This window comes from Bacillus sp. MD-5, assembly GCF_002201875.1.
GTDB classification, from domain to species: Bacteria; Bacillota; Bacilli; order Bacillales; family Bacillaceae; genus Bacillus; species Bacillus stercoris.
In genome coordinates, this window is sequence record NZ_CP021911.1 from 1,164,771 (window position 1) to 1,181,541 (window position 16,771).

General features: G+C 45.0%; 23 protein-coding genes. 18 read left to right on the top strand and 5 right to left on the bottom strand.

What is annotated here, in order from left to right; translation table 11 throughout:
* Positions 1-116 precede the first annotated feature (116 nt).
* Positions 117-581, bottom strand: a complete 465-nt coding sequence (locus CDO84_RS05775; protein WP_040083385.1) for a DinB family protein — start codon at positions 579-581, stop codon at positions 117-119.
* A 148-nt stretch (positions 582-729) separates the two neighbouring features.
* Here CDO84_RS05775 and yjoB point away from each other — a divergent pair, with 148 nt between their 5' ends.
* The 3 genes from yjoB (at position 730) to phrA (ending at position 3,406) form a co-directional block, all read left to right on the top strand.
* The gene (yjoB, locus tag CDO84_RS05780; RefSeq protein WP_040083384.1) at positions 730-2,001 is read left to right on the top strand and encodes an ATPase YjoB; all 1,272 of its coding nucleotides are present in this window, start codon (positions 730-732) and stop codon (positions 1,999-2,001) included.
* A 144-nt stretch (positions 2,002-2,145) separates the two neighbouring features.
* Positions 2,146-3,282, top strand: coding sequence for a response regulator aspartate phosphatase RapA (gene rapA, locus CDO84_RS05785; protein WP_080478209.1), 1,137 nt, complete (start codon positions 2,146-2,148; stop codon positions 3,280-3,282).
* Positions 3,272-3,406, top strand: a complete 135-nt coding sequence (gene phrA / locus CDO84_RS05790; RefSeq protein WP_014663627.1) for a phosphatase RapA inhibitor PhrA — start codon at positions 3,272-3,274, stop codon at positions 3,404-3,406. Before rapA ends, phrA begins: the two co-directional genes overlap by 11 nt.
* A 30-nt stretch (positions 3,407-3,436) precedes the next feature.
* On the opposite strand, the gene CDO84_RS05795 is transcribed toward phrA, so the two are convergent.
* Positions 3,437-3,691 carry a YciI family protein gene (locus CDO84_RS05795; protein ID WP_014663628.1) on the bottom strand — a complete coding sequence of 85 codons (255 nt, stop codon included), beginning with the start codon at positions 3,689-3,691 and terminating at the stop codon, positions 3,437-3,439.
* Positions 3,692-3,812: 121 nt separating this feature from the next.
* Between CDO84_RS05795 and CDO84_RS05800 the strand changes: the two genes are divergently transcribed.
* Positions 3,813-4,766, top strand: coding sequence for an N-acetylmuramoyl-L-alanine amidase (locus CDO84_RS05800; protein ID WP_040083382.1), 954 nt, complete (start codon positions 3,813-3,815; stop codon positions 4,764-4,766).
* 37 nt (positions 4,767-4,803) lie between these two features.
* On the opposite strand, the gene CDO84_RS05805 is transcribed toward CDO84_RS05800, so the two are convergent.
* Complete coding sequence (locus CDO84_RS05805) at positions 4,804-5,181, bottom strand: PH domain-containing protein (RefSeq protein ID WP_014479546.1); 378 nt, start codon at positions 5,179-5,181, stop codon at positions 4,804-4,806.
* A 104-nt stretch (positions 5,182-5,285) separates the two neighbouring features.
* Here CDO84_RS05805 and CDO84_RS05810 point away from each other — a divergent pair, with 104 nt between their 5' ends.
* Complete coding sequence (locus CDO84_RS05810; protein ID WP_040083381.1) at positions 5,286-5,888, top strand: poly-gamma-glutamate hydrolase family protein; 603 nt, start codon at positions 5,286-5,288, stop codon at positions 5,886-5,888.
* 76 nt (positions 5,889-5,964) lie between these two features.
* The gene (locus CDO84_RS05815; RefSeq protein WP_014663631.1) at positions 5,965-6,801 is read left to right on the top strand and encodes a manganese catalase; all 837 of its coding nucleotides are present in this window, start codon (positions 5,965-5,967) and stop codon (positions 6,799-6,801) included.
* 43 nt (positions 6,802-6,844) lie between these two features.
* On the opposite strand, the gene CDO84_RS05820 is transcribed toward CDO84_RS05815, so the two are convergent.
* Complete coding sequence (locus CDO84_RS05820) at positions 6,845-7,441, bottom strand: ImmA/IrrE family metallo-endopeptidase (RefSeq protein WP_040083380.1); 597 nt, start codon at positions 7,439-7,441, stop codon at positions 6,845-6,847.
* Positions 7,442-7,605: 164 nt separating this feature from the next.
* On the bottom strand, positions 7,606-7,944 hold the full coding sequence (gene xre / locus CDO84_RS05825) for an HTH-type transcriptional regulator Xre (RefSeq protein ID WP_014663633.1): 339 nt from the start codon (positions 7,942-7,944) through the stop codon (positions 7,606-7,608).
* A gap of 178 nt (positions 7,945-8,122) precedes the next feature.
* Here xre and CDO84_RS05830 point away from each other — a divergent pair, with 178 nt between their 5' ends.
* The 12 genes from CDO84_RS05830 to CDO84_RS05885 all read left to right on the top strand — a co-directional run bounded on the left by CDO84_RS05830 (position 8,123) and on the right by CDO84_RS05885 (position 16,766).
* Positions 8,123-8,302 (top strand): hypothetical protein, encoded by a 180-nt coding sequence (locus CDO84_RS05830; protein WP_003232712.1) that lies wholly within the window; start codon positions 8,123-8,125, stop codon positions 8,300-8,302.
* Complete coding sequence (locus CDO84_RS05835; RefSeq protein ID WP_040083379.1) at positions 8,289-9,125, top strand: hypothetical protein; 837 nt, start codon at positions 8,289-8,291, stop codon at positions 9,123-9,125. Before CDO84_RS05830 ends, CDO84_RS05835 begins: the two co-directional genes overlap by 14 nt.
* Complete coding sequence (locus CDO84_RS05840; protein WP_080478210.1) at positions 9,025-9,825, top strand: ATP-binding protein; 801 nt, start codon at positions 9,025-9,027, stop codon at positions 9,823-9,825. Before CDO84_RS05835 ends, CDO84_RS05840 begins: the two co-directional genes overlap by 101 nt.
* The gene (locus CDO84_RS05845; protein ID WP_014663637.1) at positions 9,825-9,992 is read left to right on the top strand and encodes a hypothetical protein; all 168 of its coding nucleotides are present in this window, start codon (positions 9,825-9,827) and stop codon (positions 9,990-9,992) included. The genes CDO84_RS05840 and CDO84_RS05845 overlap by 1 nt, the downstream gene beginning before the upstream one ends.
* 84 nt (positions 9,993-10,076) lie before the next feature.
* Positions 10,077-10,427 carry an XkdD/Y8K6 family phage-associated protein gene (locus CDO84_RS05850; RefSeq protein WP_014663639.1) on the top strand — a complete coding sequence of 117 codons (351 nt, stop codon included), beginning with the start codon at positions 10,077-10,079 and terminating at the stop codon, positions 10,425-10,427.
* The gene (gene xtrA, locus CDO84_RS05855) at positions 10,424-10,630 is read left to right on the top strand and encodes a phage-like element PBSX protein XtrA (protein ID WP_040083377.1); all 207 of its coding nucleotides are present in this window, start codon (positions 10,424-10,426) and stop codon (positions 10,628-10,630) included. Before CDO84_RS05850 ends, xtrA begins: the two co-directional genes overlap by 4 nt.
* A gap of 114 nt (positions 10,631-10,744) precedes the next feature.
* Entirely contained in the window at positions 10,745-11,254 is a 510-nt protein-coding gene (locus tag CDO84_RS05860) for a sigma-70 family RNA polymerase sigma factor (protein ID WP_014663641.1), read from the top strand.
* 117 nt (positions 11,255-11,371) lie between these two features.
* Positions 11,372-12,169: a phage terminase small subunit gene (gene xtmA / locus CDO84_RS05865; protein ID WP_040083376.1), complete on the top strand. Its 798-nt coding sequence runs from the start codon at positions 11,372-11,374 to the stop codon at positions 12,167-12,169.
* Positions 12,166-13,467 carry a PBSX family phage terminase large subunit gene (locus CDO84_RS05870; protein ID WP_040083375.1) on the top strand — a complete coding sequence of 434 codons (1,302 nt, stop codon included), beginning with the start codon at positions 12,166-12,168 and terminating at the stop codon, positions 13,465-13,467. The genes xtmA and CDO84_RS05870 overlap by 4 nt, the downstream gene beginning before the upstream one ends.
* Positions 13,468-13,470: 3 nt before the next feature.
* On the top strand, positions 13,471-14,958 hold the full coding sequence (locus CDO84_RS05875; protein WP_040083374.1) for a phage portal protein: 1,488 nt from the start codon (positions 13,471-13,473) through the stop codon (positions 14,956-14,958).
* A 19-nt stretch (positions 14,959-14,977) separates the two neighbouring features.
* Positions 14,978-15,805 carry an XkdF-like putative serine protease domain-containing protein gene (locus CDO84_RS05880; RefSeq protein ID WP_040083373.1) on the top strand — a complete coding sequence of 276 codons (828 nt, stop codon included), beginning with the start codon at positions 14,978-14,980 and terminating at the stop codon, positions 15,803-15,805.
* 25 nt (positions 15,806-15,830) lie between these two features.
* Positions 15,831-16,766, top strand: a complete 936-nt coding sequence (locus tag CDO84_RS05885; protein ID WP_003232690.1) for a phage major capsid protein — start codon at positions 15,831-15,833, stop codon at positions 16,764-16,766.
* Positions 16,767-16,771 lie beyond the last annotated feature (5 nt).

A 16,771-nucleotide genomic window follows, 5' to 3' on the forward strand; every position in this document is an offset into this window, starting at 1 on the left:
TTGGTATGCTCCATATCTTTATTCATTTGCCCTATAATGAGTGTCTGGTCGAAGCCGGGAAGTGAGGCGGAAGCACAAAAAAAGATACCTTTTAACAGGTATCTTTTTCGTTTACGCTACATGCGCTGCTGATAGAAAGGAAGCTCTGTGTGGCCCATTTCCCGCACATAAACGAACAGGTTGCCTTTATGGTGAATTTCATGTTCCATTGCAAGCTGAAGCAGCGCGCGGCCAGTGACTTTTCTGCCGAAAGCGGATGTCAGATCAATTTCTCTGTCCAGCTGTTCTTCAGTCAGCTGTTCAAGGATAGCGACCGTTTTGTCCGTATATGTTTTTGCCAGAACATTGAGATCGGTTTCTGTTTCTTCCTGCTTGTTTTGAAAAGGTGAAGCATTGCCTTCTTTAATGACATTTGCGAACAAGTGGAACGACGTAAGAATGTGTTTGACCAATTCTTCCGCTGACATTGATGTTTCTGCCGGTTTGTAGCTGTAATGGTCTTTGCTGATTTTTTCAGCAAGCTCATTCGTCACGTTTCGATGGGATAAAAAATGGCTGACAATTTGATTGGATTGGCTCATTATGATCTCCTCCATATGTAAAAATAAATGGTGCAATGAAATCCTATATCAACGGTTACGAATTCACAAGTAATATGCTGTGGGATGAAACAAAATGCTATGTCAATCGTATATATAACGTTCACAAAATATGAAATGGAGTATAAACATGACAACCATACCTTTCATTTATCAGTACGAAGAAAAAGAGAATGAAAGAGCTGCAGCGGGCTACGGCACTTTCGGTTACCTTATCACACGGATTGAAGAAACGCTTTATGATCAATACGGTGTATTCTATGAGCTCTATGCCAGTGATGACCCGAACACGGAATACTGGGAGCTTCTTGTAGAAGATGTCCGCAGCGGTTCATTGGAGCCTGAGCATGTGGCATATATATTTGAAAAGCTTGAAAAGAAAACCTTTGCTTACGATGAAGATGAAAAAGAACCGGATTATACCGTCCATAAGTCTATAAGAAACAGCGTATACGCGTATCCTGAAAAGGGAGTTGCTTTTGCCAGAATTCCTTATTTTCAAGATGGGAGCATCATGAGTTTCGATTGTCTGTTTGCGGTTAACGATGAAAAGATGCGTGCATTTCTGGAGGGAGTCAGACCGCGTCTCTGGGAAAAAAGCAAGCGGAAAGTGACCGTTTTTACGGATGGAGATGGAGGGACTTCAAGAGAGCAGGAAGCCATTGTCAGAGAGGTTCAGCGGAGTCAGGTAATCATGAATCCGCTATTGAAAAAAGAGATATACAGATCAATTGATCAGTTTTTTCATAGTGATAAATCGTTTTATCAAACGTATGACATCCCTTATAAGCGCGGCATTCTGTTATATGGACCTCCTGGAAACGGAAAGACGACATTAGTGAAGTCGATCGCAGGCAGTATCGATGCACCTGTTGCCTATTGGCAAATTACTGAATTTACGTCGAGCGAGACAATAGAAGAAGTCTTTCAGGCAGCGAGACGCCTCGCTCCTGCAGTTCTCGTCATCGAGGATATAGATTCGATGCCGGAAGATGTGCGATCCTTTTTTCTCAATACGTTGGACGGCGCGACATCAAAAGAGGGGCTATTTCTCATCGGCACGACAAACTATCCCGAAGAGATCGATCCAGGTTTGATGAATCGTGCAGGACGGTTTGACCGTGCCTATGAAATCGGGCTTCCGGATGAAGAGCTGCGGCTGGAATATATGAAAATGAGAGGCTTTGACATCTTTTTGAGTGAAGAAGAAATAAAAAACGCCGCAAAGCTTACAGAAGGCTTTTCCTTTGCGCAGCTGGGAGAATTATATGTATCTTCAGCGCTTCAATGGCACCAAGAAGGGAATCATCATATTGAAACTATGGTGAAAGACATGACAGGAGAGCAAAGAAAAAGCCAGCAGGGAAGCTGGATGGAAAGAAACAAAGTTGGTTTTCACTAAAAGAAAGCACGGGTTTTTGAAAAACCCGCGCTTTTTTGTTGCGGTTAGCCGAAATTCGACAATTGCGGTTATTTTGCGTTCTTCTTTTTCTTGTAAATATGATAAAATATGACATATCTCGGGTAATTCAAAAGGGGGGATTAATTGAGGATGAAGCAGACGATTCCGTCCTCTTATGTCGGGCTTAAAATTAATGAATGGTATACTCATATCCGGCAGTTCCACGTCGCTGAAGCCGAACGGGTCAAGCTCGAAGTAGAAAGAGAAATTGAGGATATGGAAGAAGACCAAGATTTGCTGCTGTATTATTCTTTAATGGAGTTCAGGCATCGTGTCATGCTGGATTACATTAAGCCTTTTGGAGAGGACACGTCGCAGCTGGAGTTTTCAGAATTATTAGAAGACATCGAAGGGAATCAGTACAAGCTGACAGGGCTTCTCGAATATTACTTTAATTTTTTTCGAGGAATGTATGAATTTAAGCAGAAGATGTTTGTCAGTGCCATGATGTATTATAAACGGGCAGAAAAGAATCTTGCCCTCGTCTCGGATGATATTGAGAAAGCCGAGTTTGCTTTTAAAATGGCTGAGATTTTTTACAATTTAAAACAAACCTATGTTTCGATGAGCTACGCCGTTCAGGCATTAGAAACATACCAAATGTATGAAACGTACACCGTCCGCAGAATCCAATGTGAATTCGTTATTGCAGGTAATTATGATGATATGCAGTATCCAGAAAGAGCATTGCCCCACTTAGAACTGGCTTTAGATCTTGCAAAGAAAGAAGGCAATCCCCGCCTTATCAGTTCTGCCCTATATAATCTCGGAAACTGCTATGAGAAAATGGGTGAACTGCAAAAGGCAGCCGAATACTTTGAGAAATCTGTTTCTATTTGCAAGTCGGAAAAGTTCGATAATCTTCCGCATTCTATCTACTCTTTAACACAAGTTCTGTATAAACAAAAAAATGACGCCGAAGCGCAACAAAAGTATCGTGAAGGATTGGAAATCGCCCGTCAATACAATGATGAATTATTTGTGGAGCTTTTTCAATTTTTACATGCGTTATACGGAAAAAACATTGACACAGAATCAGTCTCACATACCTTTCAATTTCTTGAAGAACATATGCTGTATCCTTATATTGAAGAGCTGGCGCATGATGCTGCCCAATTCTATATAGAAAACGGACAGCCCGAAAAAGCACTGTCATTTTACGAGAAAATGGTGCACGCACAAAAACAAATCCAGAGAGGAGATTGTTTATATGAAATCTAAATGGATGTCAGGTTTGTTGCTCGTTGCGGTCGGGTTCAGTTTTACTCAGGTGATGGTTCATGCAGATGACACAGCAAACACAGAGGGGAAAACATTTCATATTGCGGCACGCAATCAAACATGATGCATAAAAAAAGACCCTTATGGGTCTTTTTTATTTCAGCTTCCATTCTTTTATCGTCAGCTCAGAAGATCCGCTTGCCACCAGTGGATCTGCATGCCCAATTTCCGCTGCCTCTTCCAGCGAATCTGCTTGGATGACATACGCTCCGCCTGTGGCGTCGCTGAATGGCCCAAACATTTTTAAGCGCTTTTCTGATTGTAAGCGGTCCAGAAATTCATAGTGCCCAGCCACATGCTCCTGATTAAATTTCTCCGTTCTCATTGTGAGCATTAAGTATGTATGCATATTCAGCCCTCCCATTGAAATTCAGTTTAACACATTTAACCATATAGCATTGAAAGATGATATGAGCTTTTCGTCCTACGAATGCCACCTATTTATGAAAAAAGAAAAGGAGAGATGATAGGTGAGCATTCCAGTAAAGAAAAATTTGGTTTCTGAGGCGAAATACGCATTGAAGTGTCCGAATGCAATGTCCGCTGAATACATTACCATCCACAACACGGCAAACGATGCGTCAGCAGCCAATGAAATCAGCTATATGATCGGGAACACAAGCTCGACAAGCTTTCACTTTGCGGTCGATGATAAAGAGGTTATTCAAGGTCTGCCGCTTGACCGAAACGCCTGGCACACAGGTGACGGCACAAACGGTCCGGGGAACCGCAAATCAATTGGCGTTGAGATTTGCTACAGCAAATCGGGAGGTCCAAAGTATGAGGCAGCTGAAGTCTTAGCGATTTCATTTGTCGCACAGCTTTTGAAGGAGCGCGGCTGGGGAATCGATCGGGTGAGAAAACATCAAGACTGGAACGGAAAGTACTGCCCGCACCGCATTTTATCAGAGGGGCGCTGGGATCAAGTGAAGGTGGCAATTGAAAAGGAATTAAACGGGAGCGTATCAGCGAAAAAGGCAGCAGTCACTTCTTCGGCGTCTGAATATCATGTAAAAAAAGGCGATACACTGTCAGGGATTGCCGCATCCCACGGAGTCAGTGTAAAAACGCTGCAAAGTATCAATCATATCACTGACCCAAATTACATTAAAGTCGGACAAGTGATCAAACTGCCTCAGACGGCATCTGCTTCTAAAAGCCATGCCGCATCCTCATATCCACTCCCATCCGGGGTGATGAAAGTGACAAGCCCGCTGACGAAAGGGACAAAAGTGAAGCAGGTGCAGGACGCTTTAGCCGCCCTTTATTTTTATCCTGATAAAGGAGCGAAAAATCACGGCGTTGACGGCGTCTATGGCCCGAAAACAGCTAATGCAGTCAAACGTTTTCAGTCTGTCAGCGGTTTAACGGCTGATGGGATTTACGGTCCGAAGACGAAAGCGAAGCTGGAGGAAAAGCTGTAATGAAATGACGGAAGCTTCACAGCTTCCGTCACTCATCTTACATACAAACTGCGGCAAGCACCTTTTGAATATCATAAATGCTTTCATCTTTTTTAAACTGCTTTGAGACGGCGGGAAGTTCCGCGCCAGAGATCCAAATTTTCAGCTCTGAATCAAGATCAAAGCGGCCGGCAGTTTCCACGCTGAATCTGGAAATGCTTTTGTACGGAATTGATTGAAACTCCGTTTTCTTGCCTGTGATTCCCTGCTTATCTACAAGAATAAGCCGCTTGTCAGTAAAGACAATCAAATCGCGAACCAGCTTAAACGCGGCTTCAACCTTCTCACCCTCAAGTAAAATATGAGCAAGCTCTTCTTTCACAGCAGCCGTTGACAGTGTTGACGCATTGCCGAGTAAACCATCAATAAATCCCATCATATACCTCCTGTCCGTATTCTATCAAATCATACTATAAAAAGGTTTTCATTCATAGAAGAGTAGAGTAAACTGATGCTGACTGGAAAAGGAGGGCGTTCAAAATGAAAGATCGGTATGACAGCTTTGCGGCCCTTTCTGCTTCTGAATCGGAGTACCGGATTATTTATGAGGAAAAAAACGGAAGTGAACTTATCGTCCTCGGTCCCCACGGCGGCAGAATTGAGCCTGGTGTCAGTGAACTGGTGCGGGCATTTTCCGATCGATGTTCCATTTATTTGTTTGAAGGTGTAAAACAGCGAAACAATCGTTCCTTGCATCTCACTAGCATTCGTTTTGATGAGCCGCTGGCTTTAGAAAAAGTGAATGCCCATGATTACGCATTAGCGTTTCACGGGTATTATGATCCAAACATCCCAAAAACATTGGTTGGCGGGACGGATCGCAAAAAAGCCAAGCTCATTTGTGAGCGTCTGAATGAAGCGGGTTTCAGCGCCGAACTCACTAGTGAGAAAGATCGGCTGGCAGGTGTACATCCAAACAATATTGTCAATCGGACGAAAAGAGAAATGGGGCTCCAATTGGAGGTGAGCACTGCACAAAGAAACGCGCTGTTCTGCAATTTTGGGTGCCGTGATAAAAGCTACATACAAAACGATTTGTTTGATCGATATGTGGAAGCCGTCAAACTTGGCTTTTATAAATAAAACCAGACGGGACCTGCACGGTCGGCCCATTCCTTCATACGCTGGGGTTGTGCGAAAGTGTAGGGAGGAATGATTCATGTTTTATCATATAAAAGAGCTTCAATATCAAGCAAAGCCAGCACATCCCGATCCGGTTTATGCGAAAAAGCTCCAAGAGGTGCTGGGCGGCCAATACGGTGAGATCAGTGTTATGATGCAATATTTGTTTCAGGGTTTTAACTGCCGTGCAGATGCGAAATATAAAGATTTGCTTTATGATGTCGGTACAGAAGAGATCGGGCATGTGGAAATGCTTGCGACGATGATCTCCAGGCTTTTGGACAATGCACCGGCTGATGTGCAGGAAAATGCTTATAAAAGTGATCCTGCTGTGGCAGCGGTGTTGTCCGGAATGAACCCGCAGCATGCGATTGTCGCAGGCTTAGGCGCGATGGCGGCTGACAGCGAAGGATATCCATGGAATGCCAAATATATTATTTCAAGCGGAAATTTGCTTGCAGATTTTCGCGCCAACTTAAATGCGGAATCCCAAGGCCGCCTTCAGGTGACACGGCTTTATGCCATGACCGATGATCCAGGGGTAAGAGATATGCTGTCATTTTTGATTGCAAGGGATACTTATCATCAAAATATGTGGTATGCGGCCATTAAAGAGCTGGAGGAAAGAGAACGGGATATTGTCGTCCCGACGACGTTTCCGCGTGAGCTCGAAAAGCAGGAAGTCTCCTATGATCTGTTTAACTTCTCCAGGGGGGATGAAAGCTCACAAGGAAGATGGGCACATGGGGAAGCCTTTGATGGCCGGGGTGAATTCAGGTATATCCCGGCTCCGATTGCGTTCGCATCTGCGCCTCATCTTAAACCGGCGCCAATGTGGCTGCAGAATACCATTCCACCGATGTCAAAATATTAATATCTCTGCCGGGCTGAGGATAAATGTCCCCAGCCCTTTTGGATCAAAGGTTTTTGCCGACATGATAGAACGCTTTTTCCTCTGCGACTTGCAAGTGCTGCTGATCGCTTTCCTCGTACGCATTTGGCCGCTTGTGAGCTAATAAATAAGCGAGCCGCTTCTGAAATTGAATACCTGCTTTACGCCGTTCAAACATGTCAAGCCTTTTTTCAGCAAATTCCTTTGTTACCCGGAATACCGCCGCAATTGTGGCGAGTGCCTGGCTTCTCCATTGCGGCAGTTCCATCTGCAACAGCATAAAGGTTGGCACACAGAAGTGGTACATAAATTGATTCGCCTGAAATTCCTGTAGTTCTCTGAAGAGCTTGTTCATCTGAAAGTGATTGCCTGCATGCTTTAGCACGTGGCACAGCTCATGTCCAAAATCCTCCCATTGCTCTTCCCGTGACTTTTTTTGGTTCAATACGATACTGTACATGCCGTCGTATTTCACCATCATGCTCCCCATATCCTCAAAATGCACCCAAATATCCAGGTCCTTTGCAATTTTCAGCATGTCAATGTGATGAGGGGATGTGATGCCCAGTCTGCTGTACAAATTTTTAACGTATTCCTCCAGATGTGATAAGTAATCGCCCAATTGAATACTCCCTTTCGAACGTGTGTTCTGTTTTTAGCGAGAAAGAAAAGCCCGTATAGGACTGGAAAGTGGTGTAGAAATCTTTCCCTTTTCTTTAAAAAATAAACACTTTTTCTTTATATCGGTCTATTTTTAATATGTTTTAGAGAACAGAGAACGATTTATTAATTTTTCGGCTTGCGGTTTTTCTCTTTTTCTTTTAAATAGTTGATAAATTCGATGGCCTGCTGTTTGCTTTCTGGGGAAAAATCCTGCATATCACGGTACGCAAGCTGCAGGTCCGGATCTGAGAACATATCGTCGTCGGATTTTTTGTCTTTACCCGTTAATAAGTAATCAGTCGTTACTTGAAAGTAATCAGCCAGTTTTTGGAGTGTGTCGTAATCAGGTTCGCTTCGCCCGTTTTCATAGTGGGAATATCGTGCCCGTGACACACCGATGTGTGATGCGATTTCTTCCTGTGTCCTTTTCCCTCTGAGACTTTTCAATCTGCCGCCTATCATACTATGACCTCTCTTTTTTAAACTCCCTAAGTTACTTATGATTATAGATACAATATGTATCAAAATAAAGTTATGATAAAAAAAGTATCAAAAATAACTTGATGATACTGATTGTATCGTTTATACTTGGTAACAGTTGATACGAAATGTATCGAAAACAGATCAGGAGAGTGATCACATGTATCCAATCCAAATTGTTTTTAGTGAAAATCCCATAGATCAGCGCCATCTCGGACAATCCGGCGGCACCATTTCGTTTACGGCATGCGGCCTTCCGGTGTTCCACTTTGAAACGCAAGAGCAGTTTCAAGCATACATGATGTTAAAAGGAGAAGCGGCGTACAATGAAAAACGATAAAAGCTATCCTTTTCCGATGTATTCAGGACTATTGAATTCAGAACATTATGACAAAATCGGACCGGCACTATGGCTGTTTCTCTGGTTTATCAGCTCAACAACAAAAGAAATCGAAAAAGACGGCGTAAGCTGGGGCATCGTACTCGGCCATAAGCCATTAAAAGCGAGAGAAATGGCGGCAGTCTTCGGTGTAAGTGAAAAAACCGTCAGAAGGTGGCTAGAGCTTCTCGAAACCCATGAGTACATAAAGGCAGTCCGTGCGCCATACGGACTGGTGATTTCGGTCAAGCATTCCAAAAAATTCGCCTTCAGATCGGACAAAACTGTGCACCGGAGTATAAAAGAACGGTCATTTTCGCCGCAGACACCGGACACAAGCGACCGCACAGATAAAGATAAAACAAACACATATACTGCTGCTGATGAGGCAGTAGATCACATTGCGAAGCGGTTTACAGAATTACGGTCGGCTCAAGAAGGACGCACCGTGTATCCTTCCTCAAGAGATTATCAAGCCATCGCCCGCATTGTTGCTATCGGCGTTCCTGTAACGCAAACAATCAAATGGCTTGAGGAATGCTTTCAAGCTTTTGAAAACCGGCGGACTTCCGCTTCAGAAACAATCAAGGCCTTTCGCTACTGCTCGAAATTCATTGAAGACCGATTTAACGCGCAGCAAGCCAAAAAGAATGTTGCAATTCAGCATGAGAGGATGAAAAAACATGACAAAACGAACAATCGAACAGATTTTAAACGAGCTGAGAAGAGGGAGACGTCCATTACTGGCGGACAAACCGGCCGAATTAGACGCAGGCCGGTATGATTGCCTGCGCTGCAAGGACCAGGGAGGTTATCTCGTCAGGCAGAATGGCCTGGAAGTCTGGACGATGTGCAGCTGCATGGCAGAACGGAAAGTGAAGCGGCTGCTGGGGGCAAGTGAGATTACTCACGCTTTCAGACAGCTGGGCTTCAAGGAATTCCGCACGGAGGGAAAGCCGCAGGCCATAAAAGACGCGTTTGAATGTACTAAAGAGTATGTGGCGGATTATGGACAAATCAAGGATTGCCGGAAAAACAGCATTGCCCTTCTAGGACAGCCCGGTTCAGGGAAAACGCACCTTTTGACCGCCGCTGCCAATGAATTAATGAGAACTTGCTATGTGCCTGTCATTTATTTTCCGTTTGTGGAGGGCTTTACCGATCTGAAAAATGACTTTGACCTATTAGAAGCAAAGCTGAACCGGATGAAGCAAGCGGATGTGCTGTTCATAGATGATCTGTTTAAACCGGTTAACGGCAAACCCCGCGCTACAGATTGGCAATTAGAGCAAATGTATTCGGTACTCAACTACCGCTACTTAAATCATAAACCGATTTTGCTTTCGAGCGAGCTGACAATTGAAGCACTTGTACGGATCGATGAAGCGCTCGGCACGAGAATCTACGAAATGTGCAGTGACTATTTAGTGATTATCAAAGGGGCAGCCTACGAGCTGAACCATAGATTGGAGGGCGTCAGATAATGTGCAAGCTTTGTCAGACAAAGAAAGTCATTGTGGAGCATACAGGGATTGGAGTCGTTTTTCATCCATGTCCGAACTGCAGGTCCGGCACTGATTTAACGCCTGTCATTCAAAAGCTGGAGCAAATGCTGACAGCGGGAAAAGCGAGGCTGAATGTCCGTGATTAAACAGCTGACTGCCCTGATCGCTTTGCTGTTTCGGGCAAAGCGAACAGAAAAAAACATTGAACAATGGTATAAGGATGACGGGAAGTGAAAGTGTTGGAAAAAACAAAACAGACAGAGAAAAGCCCTGCGCCGTGGCATGCTGTCCCGTGCGGGGATACAAAACCAATCTATATTTATTCAGCTTACAGTGAAGAAGAAAAAGAAAGATTTCCGTATTCAAACGGGCGGCTGATTGCCGCTGTATTTGACCTCAGCTCTTATTCGCAAAAAAGCAATGCCGCTTTGATGGCCGCTGCGCCTGAATTGCTGGAAGCGTCTAAAGCAGCTCTTGATTTTCTGAAGGGAAATGCTGTTCATTCAAAGGAGCGCATCATTCAGCTGTTAGAAAAAGCCGAAGCAAGCGCTGCACCGAAAAAGGGAGGAAAAGAAACATGATTCATCCTAAAAAACTGCTGCATATTGATTCCATCACGCTGGGGAGCCAGCTGGAAGACGGAAAAATCCGTGTCATTATTGTGGATGGGATCAAGCAAGAAGCATGGATTACAGAAGCGCCGGAGCATGGAAAAACGCTCGTTGAAACAAGAAAGGGCGACCTTGCCCGTGTGGAATTTGAAATCGGCTACAAATTAAATTAAAGCGAAAACAGAATACGTCCAAGACGGAAAGCCTGCGGACACTGATCAACTGCACAGCATTTGTGCGTTGATTGGTGTCCGTTTTTTATTTCCAAAAATGAGGAGGATCATAGAATGCAAGACTTACTATTTGAATATAAACGCACGCTCAAACAAACAAGAACACAATATAAACCGCTCGCTGAGGCAGATGAATCCGTGCTCTCAGCTGAAGAGCTGAAGGATAAAAAAATTATCAGAAATATAATTACTGATCTTGAATATGTAACAGAATGGCTTGAAAAAGGAAGACAGCCCGGCATCAGACGGGCGATTGACCGGCGTGATGCGTACCAGCGGCTTATGATTAAGGATCCGAGAATCATCGAATCATTTTCCAGCGCTATGATGTTTGAGCCGGACGGACAGGTATCAGAAGAAGACAGAGAGAGAATTCAAGCAGCATTAGCCCTGTTAACGGACAGAGAAAAAGAAATGTTTTTGCTGCACAAGGTAGAATGTTTTTCTTATGAACGGATCGCTGATCTTCTCGGCGTAAAAAAATCGACAGTGCAAACGACGATCAAACGGGCGATTGGAAAGATGCAAAGACAGCAGGAAGAATTGAATCGATCACTTGCATGAAAGCTTGTCATACGTTTGCCACCTATAAGTGAATAGAGCATGACACATAAGCGGATGGGATAATCAGCCGCTTTTATGAATAAACAACCATGCTGGAGGTGGCGGTGATGCCGTAGCATGAAAACACAACAGCGCGAACAAGCATTAGCAATCTATCAACAACATCAAGGAAAGATCACAAATCGGGCGATCGCGGACACCATCGGCGTTTCCGCGAAAACAATCGGCCTCTGGAAAAAACAAGACAAATGGAAAGAGGCCCTGTTTTCTGCGTCCAAAAACGAACAAACACAGCGCCGGATAGACAACGATGAATTAAATGAACGCCAGCGGCTGTTTTGCCTGTATTACGTCAAAAGCTTCAATGCCACGCAGTCAGCAATCAAAGCGGGCTATTCTCCGGACAGCGCTCATGTGACGGGGAGCCGGCTCTTAAAAAATGAAAAGGTCGCTGCTGAAATCAGACGCATAAAAAAAGAAATGGTCAACGAGATGTTTATTGAAGCAATGGATGTGCTGCAGGTTTATATCAAGATCGCGTTTGCGGATATTACGGACTATGTGACCTTTGGAAAAAAAGAGGTCCAGGCAGTCGGGAAATCGGGTCCGCTGTTTGATGAAGATGATAATCCGATTATGAAGGAAATCAGCTTTGTCGATGTCAAAGACTCCGGGCTCGTTGACGGCACCATCGTGACGGAAGCAAAGCTTGGCAAAGAAGGCATTGCCATCAAGCTTGCAGATAAAATGAAGGCGCTTGAGAAGCTATCCTTATATTTTGATTTGTTTCCAGATCAATTTAAACAAAAAATTGAAAATGAGAAATTGAAGCTTGCCAAACAAAAAGCGGAGAAAACAGATGACAGCCAAGAGCCGATTGAAATTATGATCAAACGAAAAGAGCGCAAGTCATGATTGTAAAAGAAATCAACCCACATTTCGAAGATTACGTGTTCAATTGGGAGCAGACGTACCAGTTTCTCGTCGGCGGCTACGGCTCATCCAAAAGCTATCATACCGCATTGAAAATCGTGTTAAAGCTGCTGAAGGAAAAACGGACGGCCCTTGTCATCCGCGAGGTGTTTGATACCCATCGGGATTCGACCTTCGCCTTGTTTCAAGAGGTGATTGAAGAGCTCGGTCTGACAAAAGCTGTGGCAGCCCTTTCTTCCCCGCTGCAGCTGCGATTTCAAAATGGCAGCCGGATCATGTTCAAAGGCATGGACAATCCGGCAAAATTAAAATCGGTTCATAACATTTCATTAATATGGATTGAAGAGTGCTCAGAGGTGAAGTATGAGGGATTCAAGGAATTAATCGGACGTCTTCGCCATCCTGAGCTGAAGCTTCATATGATCTGTACCACCAATCCCGTCGGCACCTCCAATTGGACGTACCGGCATTTTTTTCGAGATGAACGCAATAAACGGTTTGTGCTGGACGACAGCGAGCTTTATGAAAAGCGGACGATTGTGAAGGGTGATACGTATTACCACCATTCCACCGCTAACGACAATCTTTTTCTCCCGGAAAGCTATGTGAAACAGCTTGACGGACTCAAAGAGTATGATCCCGACCTGTACCGGGTTGCCCGCAAAGGACGATTCGGCGTCAACGGGATCAGGGTGCTGCCGCAGTTCGAGGTGCTCCCGCATGATCAAGTAAATGAATCTATCGCAGCCATCAGCAAGCCAATCTTTCGTACAGGCATGGATTTTGGATTCGAGGAATCCTATAATGCCGTCGTCCGGCTTGCTGTCGATCCTGAAAAAAAATATCTCTACATTTATTGGGAGTATTATCAAAACAAAATGACAGATGACAGGACGGCTGAGGAGCTTCGTGAGTTTATCGATACACAGGAATTGATCAAAGCCGACTCGGCTGAGCCGAAAAGCATCCAATATTTCCGCCAGCAGGGCTTTCGGATGGTTGGAGCCAGAAAATTTCCCGGCTCGAGGCTTCAATATACCAAAAAGGTAAAACGGTTCAAAAAAATCTTCTGTTCGGACCGCTGTGAAAATGTCATCTATGAGCTCAAAACGCTGACGTATGCTAAAGATAAAAACGGGGCTCTGATAGAGGATGAATTTACGATTGACCCGCATACGCTTTCTGCCATTTGGTATGCACTTGATGATTATGAGGTTGCTGATATGAAAGAGACAGCACACAAACGAATCCGGCCGAACCGAGAAAGGAGGAGGTCATAAATCATGCACAATCAAACAGTCAGAGCAACTGTATTTAAAGCCAATGCCGCCGCTCCTCAGACAAAGCAAATCTATGAAGATGACTTTTCTGAGCTGTACGGAGAGGACATTATCGCTCCTCCCTATAATATCCTCGAGCTCAAAACCATTGCCGAATACTCGACCATTCTGCAGCAATGCATTGATGCGTACAGAGTGAATATTACGGGTTTTGGCTTCGATGTTGAGTACACATTTGATGTCAACGCGAGTGATGTCGATCAGGCAAAAAAGAAAAGAGCGGAAAAAGACTGGGCCAGACTCGAAGCCTTTTATAAATGTCTTCACTTTGATGAATCAGCTGAAATGATTTTAGGCTATGCCATCGAAGACAGAGAAAAAACAGGCAACGGCTTTATGGAAGTGCTTCGCGACGGGGCGGGAAAACCGGCCGGCATCGAATATTTAGATGTGAAATATATGCGTGTATGCGGAGCCGGTGAGCCTGTTGAGGTCTCATTTATATATGAAGAAAACGGGAAAATGAAAAGGATCAAAAGGCAAAAACGCTTCCGAAAATATGTGCAGATGATCAATGGAAAGAAAGTATTTTTTAAAGAATACGGCGATCCGCGAAAAATGGATATGCGCACTGGTGAATATGTAAACACATTGGCAGAGAAGCATCAAGCGAATGAAGTCATTCATCTCAAAATCGGAAGCGGCGTATACGGTGTGCCCCGCTGGATCGGCAATATTGTCAATTTATACGGAGCCCGAAAAGCAGAAGAACTCAATTTTATGTATTTTAAGCAGGGGCGCCACGTCCCCGCTGCGATTACAGTGGAAAACGGGATGCTGTCAGAAGCTTCTTACCGAGAGCTGCAGGAATACATGAATGATCTTGAAGGCGTTGAAAACGCCCATAAATTTCTCCTGATCGAAGCGGAAGGAATCGCAAAAGAAAAGGATCTCCACGGAGGCGAGGATATTACGCCGGTTTCTGTGGAAATCAAATCCTTGGCGGAAATTCTGCAAAACGACGCCTTGTTTCTTGAATACGATGAAAAAAGCAGAAATAAGCTGCGCTCGGCGTTCCGCCTCCCGCCGCTGTATACAGGCGAGGCCCAGGAATACAACCGGGCGACAGCGGATACGGCGAGAAAAATTACGGAGGAGCAGGTCTTTCAGCCGGAGCGAAAAACGCTCGTGAATAAACTGAATACGCTGCTTTTGCCGGAGCTGAATATCCATGACGTCAGGCTGACATTAAAAGGACCGGACTTTCGTGATCCGCTTGAGATTGCGAAGGTGCTCGGTCCTTTTATTACAGCCGGAGCGGTCTCGCCGAATGATTTACGCGACCTTGCCGGACGGGTGCTTGGAAAAACGCTGGAGGAGTGGCCTGAGGACATTTATAAACGGCCCGCAGGACAGGATGCGGAAAAGACAAACCTGACTGCGCTCATGCAGGAGCTGAAAGAAAGCATCGAAGACATCAAAACGTCCTGAAGGGAGGTGAATCAAGCAGGTGGCGCGCGAATTAAGGAATGCCAAGATCAGCTTTGTCAGTTATGTGGACAAGGCGGCTAACCAGACTGAATTTTTCTTTACGAAATCAGCCGGACCTCCGTCATTTGAAAAAAAGGTTCGGCTGTTTACAAAAAGTGAGCAGGATGAACAAAAGCTCGTGTACGGAATCGTGTATGAGCCTAATGTTTCTGATGCCCACGGTGATTTTATGACCGCCGAGGAAATTGAAAAAGCAGCGCACGGTTTTCTCGCTGAAGCACGGGAGATTGATATCAATCACAGCTTTGAGGGCGGAACCGGCGTCGTGGTCGAATCCTATGTAGCGCCCGATGATTTTATGATCGGGTCAAAGCGGATTACAAAGGGCTCATGGGTGCTCGTGACAAGAGCGTCAGACGAGGTGTGGGAACAGATCAAGGCTGGAATCATCACCGGCTACAGCATGGCGGGCACTGCAGATGTGTATGAGGAAGAACCGGTTGAAAAAGCGGGATTCCTCAGTGTATTCAAGCAAATGCTTGCTGACAAAACAGGGAAGGAGACTGAAGAAATGAGAAAAGAAGACATGAAAGAATCATTTGAGCATGCGCTTTACCCTCTGCTCAAACGGCTTGAGCGGATTGAAAAAAACACAGACACGGAGGAAAAGCCGGAGCAGACGGGTGATGACGAGCGTCTGAAAAAGCTCGTTGAGGACATGCTTGCCCCGCTGATCGAACGAATCGAAGCTTTGGAAAAAGCGCGAGGCGCGTCTAAGCAGACAGCGGACGATACGGGCGGCAATACAGAGCAAGTCAAAAAATCAATCTGGAGCGGACTGCTGTAAAACCAGTCAAGGAGGAGGAAATCAATTGAGAAATCAAGAGATCATTCGGAAAGCGGAAATGTCGCTTTCTGCTTTAAAAAGCGGCGGGCTTATGAACCCTGCGCAAGCATCGGCTTTTATCCGCATGGTGCAAAACACGCCGACCATCTTTAGTGAATCCCGCGTGATTCAAATGGAAAACGACTCGCAAAAATTTGAGAAAATCGGCTTCGGCCAGCGTATTCTGCGGGCTGCGCAAGAAGGAAAAGCATTGTCAAACGACGAGCTGACAGTTCCAACGACAAGCACGGTCCAGCTAAACACGAAGGAAGTCATTGCGGAAATTAACATTACGTATGACACACTCGAAAACAACATTGAAAAAGACGGCCTGCAGCAGACAATCATGCAAATTTTAGCAGAGCGCGCAGCCGTTGATATTGAGGAGCTGATTGTAAACGGCGATACAGCATCAGCTGATCCATATCTGGCACAGCTGGACGGCATCCGCAAACAGGCGGTTTCCCATATCGTTGACATGAACGGTGAAGAACTGTCCAGAGCGACATTCAAAAAAGGCTTAAAAGCAGTTCCGCCGAAATATTTGCGCATCCCTCAGGAATTCAGATTCTATACGTCACATGGCTTAGAAGTTGAATGGAAGGACCGCGTGGCGGACCGCCAGACAAACCTTGGGGACCAGGCTGTTCAGGGCGGCTTGTCAACAGCATTCGGCGTGCCGGTCAAAGGGGTATCCAATATTCAGCCGTACACAGTCGGTGAAGGAGACGCGCAATATGACGCTTCTGATATCATTCTCACACATCCGAAAAATATCATTCTCGGCTTCTCTCGCAATATCCGAATTGAAGTCGACAAAGACATCCGTTCCCGTAAATTCATTATTGTCTTAACAGCCAAGCTCGACAGCAAGTTCGAGGAAGAGGATGCCTGCGCGAAATTAATTAACGTAAAAGAATAATAGAA

Excerpts from the sequence above, each read along its gene's own strand:
- CDO84_RS05775 (WP_040083385.1), bottom strand. The coding sequence starts at position 581 with ATGAGCCAATCCAATCAAATTGTCAGCCATTTTTTATCCCATCGAAAC.
- yjoB (WP_040083384.1), top strand. The coding sequence starts at position 730 with ATGACAACCATACCTTTCATTTATCAGTACGAAGAAAAAGAGAATGAA.
- phrA (WP_014663627.1), top strand. The coding sequence starts at position 3,272 with ATGAAATCTAAATGGATGTCAGGTTTGTTGCTCGTTGCGGTCGGGTTC.
- CDO84_RS05795 (WP_014663628.1), bottom strand. The coding sequence starts at position 3,691 with ATGCATACATACTTAATGCTCACAATGAGAACGGAGAAATTTAATCAG.
- CDO84_RS05805 (WP_014479546.1), bottom strand. The coding sequence starts at position 5,181 with ATGGGATTTATTGATGGTTTACTCGGCAATGCGTCAACACTGTCAACG.
- CDO84_RS05810 (WP_040083381.1), top strand. The coding sequence starts at position 5,286 with ATGAAAGATCGGTATGACAGCTTTGCGGCCCTTTCTGCTTCTGAATCG.
- CDO84_RS05815 (WP_014663631.1), top strand. The coding sequence starts at position 5,965 with ATGTTTTATCATATAAAAGAGCTTCAATATCAAGCAAAGCCAGCACAT.
- xre (WP_014663633.1), bottom strand. The coding sequence starts at position 7,944 with ATGATAGGCGGCAGATTGAAAAGTCTCAGAGGGAAAAGGACACAGGAA.
- CDO84_RS05830 (WP_003232712.1), top strand. The coding sequence starts at position 8,123 with ATGTATCCAATCCAAATTGTTTTTAGTGAAAATCCCATAGATCAGCGC.
- CDO84_RS05835 (WP_040083379.1), top strand. The coding sequence starts at position 8,289 with ATGAAAAACGATAAAAGCTATCCTTTTCCGATGTATTCAGGACTATTG.
- CDO84_RS05840 (WP_080478210.1), top strand. The coding sequence starts at position 9,025 with ATGACAAAACGAACAATCGAACAGATTTTAAACGAGCTGAGAAGAGGG.
- CDO84_RS05845 (WP_014663637.1), top strand. The coding sequence starts at position 9,825 with ATGTGCAAGCTTTGTCAGACAAAGAAAGTCATTGTGGAGCATACAGGG.
- xtrA (WP_040083377.1), top strand. The coding sequence starts at position 10,424 with ATGATTCATCCTAAAAAACTGCTGCATATTGATTCCATCACGCTGGGG.
- CDO84_RS05860 (WP_014663641.1), top strand. The coding sequence starts at position 10,745 with ATGCAAGACTTACTATTTGAATATAAACGCACGCTCAAACAAACAAGA.
- xtmA (WP_040083376.1), top strand. The coding sequence starts at position 11,372 with ATGAAAACACAACAGCGCGAACAAGCATTAGCAATCTATCAACAACAT.
- CDO84_RS05870 (WP_040083375.1), top strand. The coding sequence starts at position 12,166 with ATGATTGTAAAAGAAATCAACCCACATTTCGAAGATTACGTGTTCAAT.
- CDO84_RS05875 (WP_040083374.1), top strand. The coding sequence starts at position 13,471 with ATGCACAATCAAACAGTCAGAGCAACTGTATTTAAAGCCAATGCCGCC.